The sequence below is a fragment of the Nocardioides psychrotolerans genome (assembly GCF_900113685.1).
GTDB classification, from domain to species: domain Bacteria; phylum Actinomycetota; class Actinomycetes; order Propionibacteriales; family Nocardioidaceae; genus Nocardioides; species Nocardioides psychrotolerans.
This window is the reverse complement of sequence record NZ_FOQG01000027.1, coordinates 11,229-26,346: the sequence shown is the minus strand read 5'-3', so window position 1 is coordinate 26,346 and position 15,118 is coordinate 11,229. Positions and strand designations below refer to the sequence as shown.

15 protein-coding genes are annotated in these 15,118 nt (G+C 70.8%); 2 read left to right on the top strand and 13 right to left on the bottom strand.

Annotated features, from left to right (window positions below; genetic code table 11):
- From BM204_RS20810 to hisD, 5 genes are read right to left on the bottom strand one after another with little or no spacing between them, the layout of a single operon-like run.
- Complete coding sequence (locus BM204_RS20810; protein ID WP_091117373.1) at positions 1 to 330, bottom strand: hypothetical protein; 330 nt, start codon at positions 328 to 330, stop codon at positions 1 to 3.
- 51 nt (positions 331 to 381) lie between these two features.
- A complete protein-coding gene (hisH, locus tag BM204_RS20805) occupies positions 382 to 1,026 on the bottom strand; it encodes an imidazole glycerol phosphate synthase subunit HisH (RefSeq protein WP_091117372.1) in 645 nt (214 codons plus the stop codon).
- A 22-nt stretch (positions 1,027 to 1,048) separates the two neighbouring features.
- Positions 1,049 to 1,657: an imidazoleglycerol-phosphate dehydratase HisB gene (gene hisB, locus BM204_RS20800; protein ID WP_091117370.1), complete on the bottom strand. Its 609-nt coding sequence runs from the start codon at positions 1,655 to 1,657 to the stop codon at positions 1,049 to 1,051.
- The gene (locus tag BM204_RS20795) at positions 1,654 to 2,751 is read right to left on the bottom strand and encodes a histidinol-phosphate transaminase (protein WP_091117369.1); all 1,098 of its coding nucleotides are present in this window, start codon (positions 2,749 to 2,751) and stop codon (positions 1,654 to 1,656) included. The genes hisB and BM204_RS20795 overlap by 4 nt, the downstream gene beginning before the upstream one ends.
- The gene (hisD, locus tag BM204_RS20790; protein ID WP_091117367.1) at positions 2,751 to 4,052 is read right to left on the bottom strand and encodes a histidinol dehydrogenase; all 1,302 of its coding nucleotides are present in this window, start codon (positions 4,050 to 4,052) and stop codon (positions 2,751 to 2,753) included. Before hisD ends, BM204_RS20795 begins: the two co-directional genes overlap by 1 nt.
- A 112-nt stretch (positions 4,053 to 4,164) precedes the next feature.
- On the opposite strand from hisD, the gene BM204_RS20785 reads away from it, so the two are divergent.
- Both BM204_RS20785 and ybaK read left to right on the top strand, forming a co-directional pair.
- Positions 4,165 to 4,824: an LON peptidase substrate-binding domain-containing protein gene (locus BM204_RS20785; protein ID WP_246165942.1), complete on the top strand. Its 660-nt coding sequence runs from the start codon at positions 4,165 to 4,167 to the stop codon at positions 4,822 to 4,824.
- A gap of 13 nt (positions 4,825 to 4,837) precedes the next feature.
- Positions 4,838 to 5,353 carry a Cys-tRNA(Pro) deacylase gene (ybaK, locus tag BM204_RS20780; RefSeq protein ID WP_091117366.1) on the top strand — a complete coding sequence of 172 codons (516 nt, stop codon included), beginning with the start codon at positions 4,838 to 4,840 and terminating at the stop codon, positions 5,351 to 5,353.
- A 4-nt stretch (positions 5,354 to 5,357) separates the two neighbouring features.
- Here the strand turns inward: ybaK and BM204_RS20775 are convergent, their stop codons facing one another.
- The 8 genes from BM204_RS20775 to BM204_RS20740 form a co-directional block, all read right to left on the bottom strand.
- Positions 5,358 to 7,100 (bottom strand): DUF3352 domain-containing protein, encoded by a 1,743-nt coding sequence (locus tag BM204_RS20775; protein WP_091117364.1) that lies wholly within the window; start codon positions 7,098 to 7,100, stop codon positions 5,358 to 5,360.
- A gap of 190 nt (positions 7,101 to 7,290) precedes the next feature.
- Positions 7,291 to 7,809, bottom strand: a complete 519-nt coding sequence (locus BM204_RS20770; protein WP_091117362.1) for a hypothetical protein — start codon at positions 7,807 to 7,809, stop codon at positions 7,291 to 7,293.
- A gap of 11 nt (positions 7,810 to 7,820) precedes the next feature.
- On the bottom strand, positions 7,821 to 11,372 hold the full coding sequence (gene dnaE / locus BM204_RS20765) for a DNA polymerase III subunit alpha (protein ID WP_091117361.1): 3,552 nt from the start codon (positions 11,370 to 11,372) through the stop codon (positions 7,821 to 7,823).
- 161 nt (positions 11,373 to 11,533) lie between these two features.
- Positions 11,534 to 12,397, bottom strand: coding sequence for an EamA family transporter (locus tag BM204_RS20760; protein ID WP_091117359.1), 864 nt, complete (start codon positions 12,395 to 12,397; stop codon positions 11,534 to 11,536).
- A 16-nt stretch (positions 12,398 to 12,413) separates the two neighbouring features.
- Positions 12,414 to 13,109, bottom strand: coding sequence for a GNAT family N-acetyltransferase (locus tag BM204_RS20755; RefSeq protein ID WP_177223732.1), 696 nt, complete (start codon positions 13,107 to 13,109; stop codon positions 12,414 to 12,416).
- Positions 13,099 to 14,037, bottom strand: coding sequence for an RluA family pseudouridine synthase (locus BM204_RS20750; protein ID WP_091117358.1), 939 nt, complete (start codon positions 14,035 to 14,037; stop codon positions 13,099 to 13,101). Before BM204_RS20750 ends, BM204_RS20755 begins: the two co-directional genes overlap by 11 nt.
- Positions 14,034 to 14,627, bottom strand: a complete 594-nt coding sequence (lspA, locus tag BM204_RS20745; protein ID WP_091117356.1) for a signal peptidase II — start codon at positions 14,625 to 14,627, stop codon at positions 14,034 to 14,036. The genes BM204_RS20750 and lspA overlap by 4 nt, the downstream gene beginning before the upstream one ends.
- A partial coding sequence (locus BM204_RS20740) for a TraR/DksA family transcriptional regulator (RefSeq protein ID WP_256215828.1) occupies positions 14,600 to 15,118 on the bottom strand: 519 nt, incomplete at its 5' end. The genes BM204_RS20740 and lspA, both read right to left, overlap by 28 nt.

The following is a 15,118-nucleotide window of genomic DNA, read 5'->3' as shown; positions in this document are numbered from 1 at the left end:
TCAGCGGCGGCGGAACAGCAGGGTGTGCAGGACGCGCGCGCCGAGCAGGCTCACGATGATCACCAGCAGCCGCGCGGCCCAGTGGTCGAGGAATGCCCAGGCCACGAGGTTGACCAGGACCACGACCAGGATGGTCGCCCAGGTCTGGTGGCGGGCCCGGCGGGTCAGGACCCCCGTCGGACGGGGGCGCGGTCGAGGTAGCACGGACGTGAGCGACTTCTTGCGCGCGGCCTGACGCTGGGCGCGCTCAGCACCAGCGGCTCGGGCCGCGGCCCGCACCGCTGCCTCGCGCTCGCGCTCCTCCCGGCGCCGGGCCCGCTCCTTGCTCACCGGGGGCTCACCGGGGGCTCATCGGGGGCTCACCGGGGGCCCATCCGGGGCTCACCACGAGGTGACCCAGTTGCGCAGCAGGGCCGCACCGGCGTCACCGGACTTCTCCGGGTGGAACTGCGTGGCGCTGAGGGGACCATTCTCCACGGCCGCGACGAAGCGGTCGCCGCCGTGCTCGGCCCACGTCACCAGCGGGGCACGGGTGCGGTCGTTGGTCACGAGCGTCCAGTCGCGCACGCCGTAGGAGTGCACGAAGTAGAACCGCTCGTCGCGGATGCCGGCGAAGAGCACCGTCTCCTCGGGGACGTCGACGGTGTTCCACCCCATGTGGGGTACGACGGGCGCCTGCAGGCGCTCGACCACTCCGGGCCACTCGTCGCAGCCCTCGGTCTCGACGCCGTGCTCCACGCCGCGGGCGAAGAGGATCTGCATGCCCACGCAGATCCCGAGCACCGGGCGACCACCGGCCAGTCGTCGTCCGATGATCCGCTCGCCCTTGATGCCCAGCAGCCCGGACATGCACGCGGCGTAGGCTCCGACGCCGGGCACGACCAACCCGTCGCACTCGAGCGCCCGATCGAAGTCGTCGGTCAGCTCGACCGACGCCCCGGCCCGCTCGAGCGCACGCACGGCCGAGCGGAGGTTGCCGGACCCGTAGTCGAGGACGACGACGTCAGCGCCGCGGCGCGAGGTCACACCCGCCCCGCGCTCAGGGTGTTCAAAGAGCGCCCTTGGTCGAGGGGACCCCGGTCTCCCGCGGGTCGATCGCGACGGCGTCACGGAACGCGCGGGCGAAGGCCTTGAACTGCGTCTCCACGATGTGGTGCGGCTCGCGGCCGGCCAGCACCCGCACGTGCAGCGCGATGTGGGCGTGGAAGGCGATGGTCTCGAACACGTGCCTGGTCAGGGAGCCGAGGTAGGCCGGCGTGGTGCCGCCGAGCTGGACGTACTGCTGGCCCTCGGGCTCGCCGGTGTGCACGCAGTAGGGACGACCGGAGACGTCGACGACGGCCTGGACCAGCGCCTCGTCGAGCGGCACGGTGGCGTCGCCGAAGCGACGCACGCCGACCTTGTCGCCGAGCGCCTCGCGCAGTGCCTGGCCGAGCACGATCGCGGTGTCCTCGACCGTGTGGTGGGCGTCGATGTGGGTGTCGCCGGAGGTCTGCACCGTCAGGTCGAGCAGCGCGTGGCGGGCGAAGGCGGTGAGCATGTGGTCGAAGAACCCGACGCCCGTGGAGATGTCGTGGCGGCCGGTGCCGTCGAGGTCGACCTCGACGAGCACCCTCGACTCGCTGGTCTGGCGCTCGATGCGTGCGGTCCTGCTCATGCCCGTCCCTCTTCCGTCCCTGCGGTGCCGGTCACTGCGGTCAGTGCGTGCTTGAAGCTGGTCATCTCCTCGGCGGTGCCGATCGAGACCCGCAGCCACCCGTCCGGTCCAGTCTCGCGGATCAGGACACCGTGGTCGAGCAGGCCCCGCCACACCGCGTGGCGGTCCGCGAACGTGCCGAAGAGGCAGAAGTTGGCGTCGCTGTCGGCGACCTGGTGTCCCTGCTCGCGCAGCCAGGCCACCGTGGCGTCGCGCTCGACGCGCAGCTGGTCGACCTTGCCGAGCAGCTCGGGGGCGTGACGCAGCGCCGCGAGCGCGACCGCCTGAGTCACCGCCGAGAGGTGGTAGGGCAGCCGCACGACCCGGACGGCGTCGCAGATCTCCGGCGCGGCGGCGAGGTAGCCGAGCCGCGCGCCGGCTAGTGCAAACGCCTTGCTCATCGTGCGCGTGACGACCAGGTTGCGGTGCTGCGGCAGGACCTCGAGCGCGCTCGGCACGCCGGCGCGGCGGAACTCGCCGTAAGCCTCGTCGACCACCACGATCCCGCTCTCACCCACCGCCTCGCACAGCAGGCTGACCGCCTCGGGCGGCAGCGCGGTGCCGGTCGGGTTGTTGGGCGAGGGCAGCAGGACGACCGAGGGTCGCACCCGTTCCACCAGCTCACGGGCGACCTCGAGGTCCAGCGCGAAGTCCGACTCACGACGCCCCTGCACCCAGGCGGTGTTGCTGTCGCGGGCGTACTCGGGATACATCGAGTACGTCGGGGCGAAGCTCAGCGCCGTGCGCCCGGGACCCCCGAAGGCCTGCAGGAGCTGGAGCATGATCTCGTTGGAGCCGTTGGCAGCCCACACCTGCTCCGCGCACACCCCGTGACCGAGGTAGGACGCCAGCGCACCGCGGAGCTCGACGAACTCACGGTCGGGGTAGCGATTGAGCGTGCGGGTCGCCTCGGCGACCGAGCGCGCCACGTCGTCGACCACGGCCTCGGAGGGCGGGTAGGGGTTCTCGTTCACGTTGAGCTGGACGGGCACGTCGAGCTGCGGGGCGCCATACGGCTCGACCCCCCGCAACTCCTCGCGCAGCGGAGGAAACATCACGAGAAGCGCACCCGCACGGCCGCGCCGTGGCCCGGCAGGTCCTCAGCCTCGGCGAGGGTGACCACGTGGTCGGCCACCTCGGCCAGAGCGCCGCGGTCGTAGTCGACGACGTGGATGGACTTGGTGAAGGCGCGCACCGACAGCCCCGAGGAGTGGCACGAGCAGCCGCCGGTCGGGAGGACGTGGTTGGAGCCGGCGCAGTAGTCACCCAGGGAGACCGGGGCGTGTGGTCCGACGAAGATCGCGCCGGCGTTGCGCACGCGCGCCGCCCACGCGGAGGCGTCGACCGTGTGGATCTCGAGGTGCTCGGCGCCGTAGCCGTCGACGACCTTCAGGCCCTGCTCGAGGTCCTCGACCAGGACGACGCCCGACTGCGGCCCGCTCAACGCGGTGCGGATGCGCTCGACGTGCTTGGTGGTCGAGATCTGCTTGTCCAGCTCGGCGTCGACATCGTCGGCGAGGCGCTGCGAGGTCGTGACGAGCACGGCCGAGGCCAGCGGGTCGTGTTCGGCCTGGCTGATCAGGTCGGCCGCGACGTAGGCGGCATCGGCGGTGTCGTCGGCCAGGATCGCGATCTCGGTCGGTCCGGCCTCGGAGTCGATGCCGACCTGACCCTTGAGCAACCGCTTGGCCGTCACGGTCCAGATGCTGCCCGGCCCGGTGACGAGGTCGACGCGCTCGCACGGCCCGACGCCGTAGGCGAACATCGCGATCGCCTGGGCGCCGCCGACGGCGTAGACCTCCTCGATCCCGAGCAGCTCGCAGGCCGCCAAGATCGTGGGGTGCGGCAGCCCGCCGAAGTCCTTCTGCGGGGTCGAGCTCAGCGCGATCGACTCGACACCGGCCACCTGCGCCGGGACGACGTTCATCAGCACGCTGGACACCAGGGGGGCCAGACCGCCGGGCACGTAGAGACCCACGCGGCCGACCGGCACCTTCTTGTGGGTCACGCGGGCGCCGGGACCGAGGTCGGTGACGGCGTCCCGCTCGAGCTCCTGCGCGCAGGTCGCGCGCAGGCGACGGATCGACTCGTCGAGGCCGGCCCGGATGGCGGGGTCGAGCTGCTCGAGCGCATCGACGAGCGCCTGCCGCGGGACCCGGATGTCGGTCTGGGGCACGCCGTCGTGCTTCGCGGACATCTCGAAGATGGCCTCGAGGCCACGGGTGCGCACCGCTTCACAGATCGCATGCACGGCGGGAATCGCGGCCTCGATGTCGAACTCGGCCCGAGGCACGGCAGTCCGGTAGTCGACGGGGCCGGTCTCGGCCGCCCCTCGAAGGTCGATGCGGCGAATCATGCCCCGATCCTACGAAGCCCTCCCCACGTCCTCCGCATCGGCGACGGAGGCTGGACACTCCCGGCTTCGGCGCACCGTCCTCGGCGCACCGACTACCGTGGCGACCGTGACCATGACGCTGCCGATGTTCCCGCTCAACTCGGTGCTCTTCCCCGGCGTCAGCGTGCCGCTTCGGGTCTTCGAGGACCGCTACCGCGCCCTGGTCCACCACCTGCTGCGCGTCGAGGACCCGATCGAGCGGGTCTTCGGCTCGGTGGGCATCCGCGAGGGCTACGAGGTGGGCGACCACGGGGCCCAGTCCCTCTACCGCGTCGGCTGCCGCGTGCAGCTGACCGAGGTCGAGTCCAACACCGACGGGACCTTCGACATCGTCGCGGTGGGCCTGGACCGGATCAAGCTCGAGCGCCTCGACACCACCGGGCTCTTCCCCGTGGGCCACGTGGTCGAGCTCGAGGAGAACGACGACGTCGTCGCGGACGAGGTCCTCGAGCGGGCGCGGGCCACCTTCACGGCCTACCGCCAGGCCCTGTCCGAGATCGCCAACGATCCCTACTCCGGCAGCCTGCCGCGCGACCCGTCCTACCTTTCCTGGACCCTCGCCGCCTGCGCTCCCCTGCCACTGCCCGAGCGGCAGGCGCTGCTCGAGGCCGACGACGCCACGGAGCGGTTGGTGATGGTCACCGACCTGCTGCGCACCGAGCTCCAGGCCATGAACGTGATCCCGTCGCTGCCCGCCACCGAGGTAGCACGCACGCGCTGGTCGCCCAACTAGCCCGCACGGCACGATGGCCAAGAAGTCAGCCTCCGGCGGCACGCCGGCCACCCTCGCCCTGACCGGTGCCGGCATCGAGCACCGTCTCCACGCCTACGAGCACGACGCGCGGGCCGCCTCCTTCGGCCTCGAGGCCGCCGAGGCGCTGGGCCTCGCGCTGGACCTGGACCCGGCCCGGGTGTTCAAGACGCTGATGGCCAGCGTCGATGGTCGGCTCGCCGTCGGCATCGTGCCCGTCTCGGGCCGGCTCGACCTCAAGGCGCTCGCCCGGGCCCTGGGCGCCAGCAGGGCCACGATGGCGGAGGTCGAGGCCGCGGAGCGAGCCACCGGGTACGTCGCCGGCGGGATCTCCCCGGTCGGCCAGAAGAAGGCGCATCCCACCGTCCTCGACGCGTCTGCCCTGATGCACCCGACGGTCTTCGTCTCGGCTGGTCGACGCGGGCTCGACGTGGAGCTGGCTCCGGCCGACCTCGTCGCGATCACGGGGGCGATCACGGCCGAGATCGGCCGGAGCCGAGACGTGCGTTAGCGCCTCAATCGGTGGTGACCCGCAGGACCATGTGACCGACCTCGTCGTCGAGCCACCCGGTCAGGCCCAGACCCTCGAGCGGCCCCAAGTTGTCACGGGCCTCCCCGTCGTCGCCGGCGAGACCCGCCAGCCAGCCGTCGCCCGCGTCGAAGTTGACGAAGAAGATGGAGCCGGCGTCACCCGCCTCGCGCACGACGTCCTGGTAGACGTCGCTATCTCCCAGACCGCCGTCCTCGAGCACCTCGGCGCGGTAAGCGGCGTCGGGCCCGATCACGACGTAGTCACCCCCGCTGTCGCTGCCGAAGATATCGGCGGCCTCCGGGTCGGACTCGGACGCCGAGCCGACGAGCGTGCCCAGCACGTCCTGGATCGCCTCGGCGTCGCCCTTGATCTTCACGGCGACCGGGACGTCGGCGCCACCGGAGTTGAAGAAGACCTCGGGGTCGAAGTCCGGGCTCACCGACACCGCGACCGACTCACCCGCCAGGGTCTCGGCATCCTCCGGCAAGGACAGGCCCGTCTCCTCCTCCGCGTCGGCGAGGAGCCCCTCGATGTCCATCTCGGAGCCCATCGTCGAGCTCACGTAGTCGAGCACCTCGTCGACCCAGCCCTCCTCGAAGCCGATCCCGAAGGCGGCCGCGGTGTCCTCGGGCAAGGTCGCCATCGCGACACCGCCCTGGTCGCTGCCCAGCAGCGTCTGCAACCCGATGGCGTCGGTGCCGGAGGCGGCCTCGATCTCGAGGGCACCGCCGTCGAAGCGCACCGTGAGGGCGCCGCCGCGGAAGTCCTCCAGGACCGACATCATCTCCCCGGGCAGCTCCGAGCCGCTGGTGTCGTCGCAGTAGTCGTCGATCGGCGCCAGCTCCGGCAGCTCACCGGACTCGGCGTCGAAGGGCTCGACCTCGTGGGCGCAGTCGCTCGAGCCGCCGAACGGGAGGCCGAAGCCACCGATCGCCTCGGCGATCACGGTGCCTGCCTCAGGGGCGGCGTAGGCCGTCAGGATGCCGGAGTCGCCGGCCTCGTCGGTCCAGGTCTGGAAGTCATCGTCGTCGGCGAGGGACCCCTCGGCCGCCTGGGCGGCCACGTCGTCGGCGATCTCCTGGGTCTGAGCGATCACGGCCCACTCACCGTCGATCGACCAGCCACCGACGTCGCCGGGGGCCTCCGAGTCCGCCGAGTCCTCGCTGAGGGCGCAGTCGCGAACCCGGGCGAACCCCTCGTCGGCGGCCTCGGCGTCCTTCACCTGGACGACGACCACCGCGGTCGGGGTCTCCTCGCCGAGGTCGACGGCTGCGACGGCGAACCGGTCGCCCAGCCACGGCTCGATGTCGTCAGCGTAGTCAAGGCCCTCGCAGGCACCGGACGTCTGGATCTCCTCGAAGATCCGCTCGCGCAGGTCGTCGTCGGTGTCGAGCCCGACATCGTCCCTGAACGCGGGGAACTTGCGCAGGGTGCGCAGCGCCTCGATCTTCTGGCCCCCGCTGGGGTCCAGGTCGACGCTGACGTAGCCGATGGTGTCGGCGGGCAGTGCCTCGGCCGGCTGCGAGCCGGTGGCGAGGAAGCTCATCGCGGCCCAGACCCCGGTGCCGCTGGCCGCGAGGCCGATCACTGCACCGGCACCGATGACGATCTTCTTGCGCCTCCCGGACCCGGTGGACGGGCCGGGGGGCAGCGGGTAGCCCCTGCCCGCCTCGAGGTATTCGGGCGGGGACGGTGGACCGCTCGGGGGCCCGACGTCGGGCCCCATCCCGATGGTGGGCCGGACGGTGGCGGCCCCGCGGGCGGGCCGAACGGCGGGCCGGACGGGGGGCCCGACAGGAGGCTGGTTGCTGGACACGGTGACCGCCAGGGGATGGGTGCGGACGTGCGGTCCAGCGTCGTGCCTACGGGCCGGGCCGCGTGCTGCTTCGACGGCACTCTACTCACGGCCGTTCCGTTCATCCGTGAGTGCGGATCCGCCTCGGCACGGTGGCGTAGGTGATGGCCAGGGCCGCGAGGGCGGTGCCGGGCAGCACCAGGAACGGGCTGCGACCCGAGACCTCGATCTGGCCGGGCAGCCGATCCCCGTCTGCCGCGGCCTTGGCGAGCTCGCGAGGGTCGTCGGGTCCGAGGAGCAGGCCGACCTGCCACATGAGGTAGGTCGCCAGCGCGACTCCCACGAGCAGGGCGCCCAGGGTCACGAGCTCGGAGCGGCTCAGGGCCAGCGCGCAGACCAGCCCCAGCAGGAGCCCGGCCACCGCTGCGACGACGACGAACCACCCCGTCGCCGTGAACTCGTCGCGCAGTCCCTGCTCGTCGAGGTACCACATGCCCTCGAAGACGACCCCGACCGGCGGGTCCCAGATCGTGAACCACAACCAACCGCAGCCGGCACCGATCGCCGTGCACAGCGCGAGCACCGCCGCGGCCTGCGCGACCGCCGGCCTCCCGCTCGAGCGCTCGAGCCGGTCATCCACCGCCCCCACCCTCATCCGGCGAGGCACCCGGGACCGAGCAGTGCCTTGAGGTCCGCGAAGAGCGCCGGGGTGGGCGTGACCCGCAGCCGGTCGTCGAGGCGCATCACCTTGGTGGCATCGCGTGTGAGCAGCCGCAGCTGCACCTCGGTCATGCCCGGGTGGGTCCCGAGGACGTCCTTGAGCTGCTCGACCACCGGCGCCGTGCACCGGGTCGAGGGCAGGCTGATGACGACCGGGCCGCTGGGTCCGTCGGAGAGGTCGGGGACGCTCACCTCCTGGCCGTGCAGCTCGGGGGTGTCCTTGCTCCGGCTCAGCCGCCCCTTGACCGTGAGGATCGCGTCCTCGACGAGATAGCCGCTGGCCAGCTGGTAGGAGCTGGGGAAGAGCAGCACGTCGATGGCGCCGTCGAGGTCCTCGAGCGTCACCATCGCCCAGGCGTCGCCACGCTTGGTGATCTTGCGCGCGACCGTCGTCACCAGGCCGCTGATCGTGACGGTGGACCCGTCGGCACGCTCCTCGTCGAGCATCAGCTGGCCGATGGTGCAGTCGGTGCCGTTGGACAGCACGTGCTCGAGGCCGAGCAGCGGGTGGTCGGAGACGTAGAGGCCGAGCATGTCGCGCTCGTGACCGAGGAGCGTGGCCTTGTCCCACTCGTCGATGTCGGGGATGGAGATCGTCAGGCCGAAGCCTCCCCCGGGCTCGTCCTCCATGCCACCGAAGAGGGAGTCCTGGCCGATGGCCTCGTTGCGCTTGATGTCGACGTACTGGTCGACGGCCGTCTCGTGGATCGCGACCAGGGCGCGGCGCAGGTGCAACATCGCGTCGAAGGCGCCGGCCTTGATGAGCGACTCGATGACCCGCTTGTTGCAGACCGGGGCCGGCACCTTGGAGAGGAAGTCGTCGAAGGACTCGTAGCGCCCCTTCTCGACGCGCACGGCGACGATCCCGTCGACCACGTTGCTGCCGACGTTGCGGACCGCGGTGAGGCCGAAACGGATGTCGTGGCCGACCGGGGTGAAGTTGCTGGAGGACTCGTTGACGTCGGGCGGGAGCACCTGGATCTTCATCCGGCGGCACTCGTTGAGGTAGATGGCCGACTTGTCCTTGTCGTCCTTGGTGGAGGTCAGCAGGGCCGCCATGTATTCGGCGGGGTAGTTGGCCTTGAGGTAGGCCGTCCAGTAGGAGACCAGGCCGTAGGCGGCCGAGTGTGCCTTGTTGAACGCGTAGTCTGAGAAGGGCAGCAGGGTTTCCCAGAGGGTCGTGATCGCCGCGGCGCTGTAGCCGCGCTCGCTCATGCCGGCGGAGAAGCCGGCGAACTGCTTGTCCAGCTCCTCCTTCTTCTTCTTGCCCATCGCGCGACGCAGGATGTCGGCCTGGCCCAGGGAGTAGCCGGCCAGCTTCTGCGCGATCGCCATCACCTGCTCCTGGTAGACGATCAGGCCGTAGGTCTCCCCCAGCAGGTCCTCGAGCGGCTCGGCCAGCTCGGGGTGGATCGCCTCGACCGGCTCGCGACCGGTCTTGCGGCGGGCGTACTTGTTGTGGGAGTCAGCGCCCATCGGGCCGGGTCGGTAGAGCGCGCCGACGGCGGAGATGTCCTCGAAGGTGTCGGGACGCATCGAGCGCAGCAGCGCGCGCATCGGCCCACCGTCGAGCTGGAACACGCCGAGGGTGTCGCCGCGCTGGAGGAGCGTGTAGGTCGCCTCGTCGGTGAGCTCGAGCTCCTCGAGCACCACGGTCTCGCCGCGATTGGCTGCGATGTTCTTGATGGCGTCGTCGAGCACCGTGAGGTTGCGCAACCCGAGGAAGTCCATCTTGATCAGGCCGAGCGCCTCGCAGGTGGGGTAGTCGAACTGCGTGATCATCGCGCCGTCGGCCGGACGCTTGAGCATCGGGATGATGTCGAGCAGCGGCTCGCTGGACATGATCACGCCGGCGGCGTGGACGCCCCACTGACGCTTGAGCCCCTCGATGCCGATCGCGGTGTCGACGACGCGCTTGACGTCCTGGTCGCCGTCGTAGAGCGTGCGGAACTCCCCGCCCTCGCCGTAGCGCTTGTGGGCCGGGTCGAAGATCTCCTGCAGCGGCACGTCCTTGCCCATGACCGCTGCGGGCATCGCCTTGGTGATGCGGTCACCCATCGCGAAGGGGTAGCCCAGGATGCGGCTGGAGTCCTTGACGGCCTGCTTGGCCTTGATCGTCCCGTAGGTGACGATCATCGAGACCCGGTCCTCGCCGTACTTGTCGGAGACGTAGCGGATGACCTCGCCACGACGACGCTCGTCGAAGTCGATGTCGAAGTCGGGCATGGAGACGCGGTCAGGGTTGAGGAAGCGCTCGAAGATCAGCCCGTGCCGGAGCGGGTCGAGGTCGGTGATGCGCATCGCGTAGGCGACCATCGAGCCGGCGCCGGAGCCACGACCCGGACCGACCCGGATGCCGTTGTCCTTGGCCCAGTTGATGAAGTCGGCGACGACGAGGAAATAGCCCGGGAAGCCCATCTGGGTGATGACCCCGACCTCGAACTCGGCCTGCTTGCGCACGTCGTCGGGGATGCCGGCCGGGTAGCGGAACCGCAGCCCCTTCTCGACCTCCTTGACCAGCCAGGAGTCCTCGTTCTCGCCCTCGGGGCAGGGGAAGCGCGGCATGAAGGTGCCGTTGCCCTCGGTGAACGCCACGTCGCAGCGCTCGGCGATGAGCAGGGTGTTGTCGCACGCCTCGGGGAAGTCGCGCCACAGGTCGCGCATCTCGGCCGCGGACTTCAGGTAGTAGCTGTCGCCGTTGAACGCGAATCGCTGCCCGGGCCCGTCACCGGCCGGGATGTCCATCGTCGAGCCGGAGTTGATGCACAGCAGGTGCTCCTGGCTCTTGGCATCCTCCTTCATGACGTAGTGGGAGTCGTTGGTCGCCAGCAACGGGATGGCCATGTCCTTGGCCAGACGCAGCAGGCCGTCCTTGACCCGGGTCTCGATGTCGAGCCCGTGGTCCATCAGCTCGAGGAAGTAGTTGTCCTTGCCGAGGATGTCCTGGAAGTCGCCGGCGACCTGCTTGGCGGCCTCGTAGTTGCCGTGGCGCAGGTGGACCTGCACCTCGCCGGAGGGGCAGCCGGTGGTGCCGATGATGCCCTTGCCGTGCTGGGAGAGCAGCTCGCGGTCCATGCGGGGGTGCTTGAAGAACCCGTCGCGCCACGCGCCGGTGGAGAGCCGGAACAGGTTGTGCATGCCCTCGGTCGACTCGCTGAGCAGCGTCATGTGGGTGTAGGCGCCCCGGTTGGAGACGTCGTCGGGACCGCCGCCGTAGAAGTTGACGCCCTTGCGCTCGAAGCGGGAGATGTTGGGGGCGAAGTAGGCCTCGATCCCGATGATCGGCTTGACCCCGGCCTGCTTGGCCTTTCGGTAGAACTCATAGGCCCCGAAGACGTTGCCGTGGTCGGTCATCGCCACCGCCGGCATGCCCAGGTCGGCCGCCCGCTGGGTCAGCGCCCCGAGCCGGGCCGCACCGTCGAGCATGGAGTATTCCGTGTGGACGTGCAGGTGGACGAAGGAGTCGGAAGAACCTGTCGTCATGTCTGCTGGGGGCTCCTCGCCGGTCGAGATAGGCATGCTGCAGCGGCCACGACGACCTCGGAGGAGGGCATCGGACGTCTCGCTGGGGGAAGGAGACCAGCCTACGCGAACCGCTCCGAGCATGGTGGCAGGGCGCACCGACATCTCACCCCGTCGCAGGCTCAGCCCAGGACCAGCGCCGCGACCCCCACGGTGACCACCGCGGCTCCGGCCAGACGCCGACCACCGTGCGCCTCCCCGAGCCAGCACCAGGCTGCCAGGCTGCCCACCACGATGCTCGTGCTGCGCAGCGGTGCGACGACCGACACCGGTGCGAGGGTGAGGGCCACCAGGACGAGCACGTAGGCCACGGGCGAGAGCACCGCGACCGCGACACCCGTGCGCCAGTGACGCCGCAGCACGGCCCCCGCTCCCCCGAGCCGACCCGCGCACACCACGCTGAGCACGACGACCATCCAAGCCCCGCCCACCGCGTAGTAGGTCACCGGGTCGACCCCCAGTCCTGCGACCGCGTGCGCGTCCCAGAGCGTGTAGGCGGCGATGGCGGTCGCGATCAGCAGTCCCCAGCGCAGCCCGGCGGCACGGCGGGCCCGTGACTCCGGGGCCGCCGCCCCGGTGGAGACGACGCCCACACCGGCGGCGATCAGGGCGATCCCGAGCCAGCCGAGCACCCCCGGTCGCTCGCCCAGGACGGCGACGGCGAACCCGGCGGCCAGGACCGGCCCGAGGCCGCGGGCGACGGGGTAGGTGACGTTGAGGTCGCTGCGGGCATAGGCCGCCTGGAGCGACACGGCGTACGCCGTGTGGAACAGCGCGCTGACGGCCCCGGCGCCGACGAGGGTCCACGAGAGCTCGGCACCGAGCAGCACCGCCACGAGGGCGGCCGGGGCCAACAGCACCAGCGAGAGCACCGAGTAGACCCAGACGAACAGGCCGCTGTCCTCGGCATGGGCCCGGCTGGCCAGGAGGTTCCACGCGGCGTGCGCCACGGACCCGACCAGGGTCAGGACCACGGCGGTCAGCACCGGGGGCGCGCTCGGCTCACGTGCGGGCCGCGTCGAGGCTCTCGGTGATGATCGCGTGGACGATCCTCTCGATCCTCTCCGCACCCAGCGCGGGGGCGCGGACGGCCAGCGCCGCCGCGATCTGGTGCTCGCGGGTGAGGTCTCGCTGCGTGGGGTCGGCCTTGAGCGGCTGGACCGCGCGCGTCAGCGCCGCGCGGCGCGCGAGCAGGTCACCGAGCTGGGCGTCGACCTCGTCGATGAGGCCGCGGAGGAAGGCGAGCGGCTGGGCCCCCGGCCAGGCCATCTTGATGTCGGGGGTGCGCTCCTCGTTGGCCGAGCCGTCGGTGCGCTCGAGCGCCAGGAGACCGTGCCGGGCATAGAACGCCCGGGCCGGCGCGTTGCTCTCGAACACCCAGAGGCAGAAGCCGTCGGGACGCACCGACTTGGCGAGATCGAGCAATGCGGACCCGACGCCCTGCCCGGCCCGGGACGGGTCGACGTAGAGGTCGTCGAGCCAGGCCTCGGTCAGGCGCGCGTAGCCCACCACCGCGCGGTCGTCCTCGGCCACCCAGACCTCGTCGGACTGCAGCCGGACGGCGAGCCAGCGTCGTACGTCGTCGTCGGGATGCACAGCGGGCGGCATCGGCGCCGCGCGCCGCGCGCGCAGGTAGACCGACGCGACGTCGTGGGCGTCGAGCGACGTCGCCTCTCTGAGGACCAGCTCAGTCGGCATCGCGGATGATCTCGAGGGCACGGGAGAGGTCGTCGGGGTAGGTCGACTCGTACTCGACGTAGGCGCCCGAGTCAGGGTGCTCGAAACCAAGTTTTACCGCGTGCAGCCACTGGCGCTCGAGACCCACCCGGCGCGACAGGGTGGGGTCGGCGCCGTAGGTGATGTCGCCGACGCACGGGTGCTTGAGCGCCGCCATGTGCACGCGGATCTGGTGGGTGCGTCCCGTCTCGAGGCGCACCTCCAGCAGGCTGGCGAATCGGTGTGCCTCCAGCGTCTCGTAGTGCGTCACGCTGGGACGCCCGTCGCCCATGACGGCGAACTTGTAGTCGGCACGGGGATGGCGACCGATCGGCGCGTCGATGGTGCCCTCGTGCGGGTCGGGATGCCCTTGAACCAGGGCGTGGTAGGTCTTGTCGACCGTGCGCTGGCGGAAGGCGTTCTTGAGCAGCGAGTAACCGTGCTCGGACTTGGTGATCACCATGACGCCCGAGGTCCCGACGTCGAGCCGCTGGACGATGCCCTGACGTTCAGAGGCTCCGCTCGTGGCGATCCGGAAGCCGGCGCCGGCGAGGTGGCCGACCACGGTGGGGCCGGACCACCCGGGCGAGGGGTGGACCGCGACGCCGACCGGCTTGTCGATCACGACGATGGAGTCGTCGTCATGAATGATCTTGATGCCCTCGACGATCTCCGGGACCACCTCGAGAGGATCGCCCTCGAAGGGGATCGTCACGTCGAGACGGGTGCCTGGCAGCACCCGGTCGCTCTTGGCCACCGCGGCGCCGTCGAGCGTGACCATCCCGCCGGTGATCAGGTCGGCCGCACGCGTGCGGGAGAGACCGAACATCTGGGCCATCGCGGCGTCCACCCGCTCGCCGGCCAGCCCGTCGGGGACCTGGAGGCTGCGGTGGTCGACCTGCTGTGTCACGTGGGGTTCGCCTCATGTTCGGTGTGCTCGGGCTCGTCGGCATCCTCGCGGGTGCCGTCGATGCGGATGCCGCGGAACGCCTGGACGAGGATCAGTCCCGCAGCGATGTTGATCGCCACGTCGGCGACGTTGAAGACGGGCCAGTTGGGCAGCATCAGGAAGTCGATGACGTGCCCGCGCAACGGACCGGGGTCCCGGACGATCCGGTCGGTGAGGTTGCCCGCGACGCCGGCCAGCAGGAAGCCGAGCGCGGTGGCCCACCCGGCGCTGCCCAGCCGGCGGCTCAGCCAGAGGACGACCACGACCGCGACGATCGCGATGACGCTGAGCACCTCGGTGAACTGCGTGCCGGTGCTGAACGCCGCCCCCGGGTTGCGGGTCAGGTGAAGGACCAGGAAGTCCCCCACCAGCGGGATGTCCCGGTCCGCGAGCTCCTCGACCGCGACGACCTTGGTGACGAGGTCGACGAGGTAGACGACTAGCGCGATCGCGGCGAAACGGAGTCGCAGGCGCCCACCCCCGTGGGTCGTGGACCGGGACTCGGGAGTGGCGTCGTCGTCGCTCAGCGACGTTCCTCGCGCTGCTTGCATGTCATGCAAAGTGTCGCACGGGGGAAAGCCATGAGCCGCATCTTGCCGATGGCGTTGCCGCACGACTCGCATACCCCGTAGGTGCCGTCGTCGATGCGGGCCAGCGCTCGGTCGATCTGGGCGATCTTGTCGCGCTCGTTGTTGAGCACGGTCAGCTCGTGGTCGCGCTCGAAGCTGGTGGCGCCCATATCGGCCTGGTCCTGACCGGCGCCGTCACCGGCGTCGCGCAGCAGGCCGGAGAGCTCAGTCTCCTGCGCGGCGACGATCCCGGTGCTGTGGACGTGCTGCCCGCGCAGCTCGTCGAGCACTTCCTTGAGCTCGGCCTTGGTCCAGGCCTCCTCACCCTCCTTGACCACGAGGGCGGAGACGGGCGCCTTCTTGGCCGGAGCGGGCTTCTTCACCGAGGCTGCCTTCTGTGTCGGGGGGATCGTCTTGGGCGCGGGTGCGGCCTTCTTCGCCGGTGCGGCCTTCTTGGCCGGTGCGGCCTTCTT

Excerpts from the sequence above, each read along its gene's own strand:
- BM204_RS20795 (WP_091117369.1), bottom strand. The coding sequence starts at position 2,751 with ATGTTTCCTCCGCTGCGCGAGGAGTTGCGGGGGGTCGAGCCGTATGGC.
- BM204_RS20755 (WP_177223732.1), bottom strand. The coding sequence starts at position 13,109 with ATGCCGACTGAGCTGGTCCTCAGAGAGGCGACGTCGCTCGACGCCCAC.
- lspA (WP_091117356.1), bottom strand. The coding sequence starts at position 14,627 with ATGCAAGCAGCGCGAGGAACGTCGCTGAGCGACGACGACGCCACTCCC.
- ybaK (WP_091117366.1), top strand. The coding sequence starts at position 4,838 with ATGGCCAAGAAGTCAGCCTCCGGCGGCACGCCGGCCACCCTCGCCCTG.
- hisD (WP_091117367.1), bottom strand. The coding sequence starts at position 4,052 with ATGATTCGCCGCATCGACCTTCGAGGGGCGGCCGAGACCGGCCCCGTC.
- BM204_RS20775 (WP_091117364.1), bottom strand. The coding sequence starts at position 7,100 with ATGGGGCCCGACGTCGGGCCCCCGAGCGGTCCACCGTCCCCGCCCGAA.
- BM204_RS20785 (WP_246165942.1), top strand. The coding sequence starts at position 4,165 with ATGACGCTGCCGATGTTCCCGCTCAACTCGGTGCTCTTCCCCGGCGTC.
- dnaE (WP_091117361.1), bottom strand. The coding sequence starts at position 11,372 with ATGACGACAGGTTCTTCCGACTCCTTCGTCCACCTGCACGTCCACACG.
- hisB (WP_091117370.1), bottom strand. The coding sequence starts at position 1,657 with ATGAGCAGGACCGCACGCATCGAGCGCCAGACCAGCGAGTCGAGGGTG.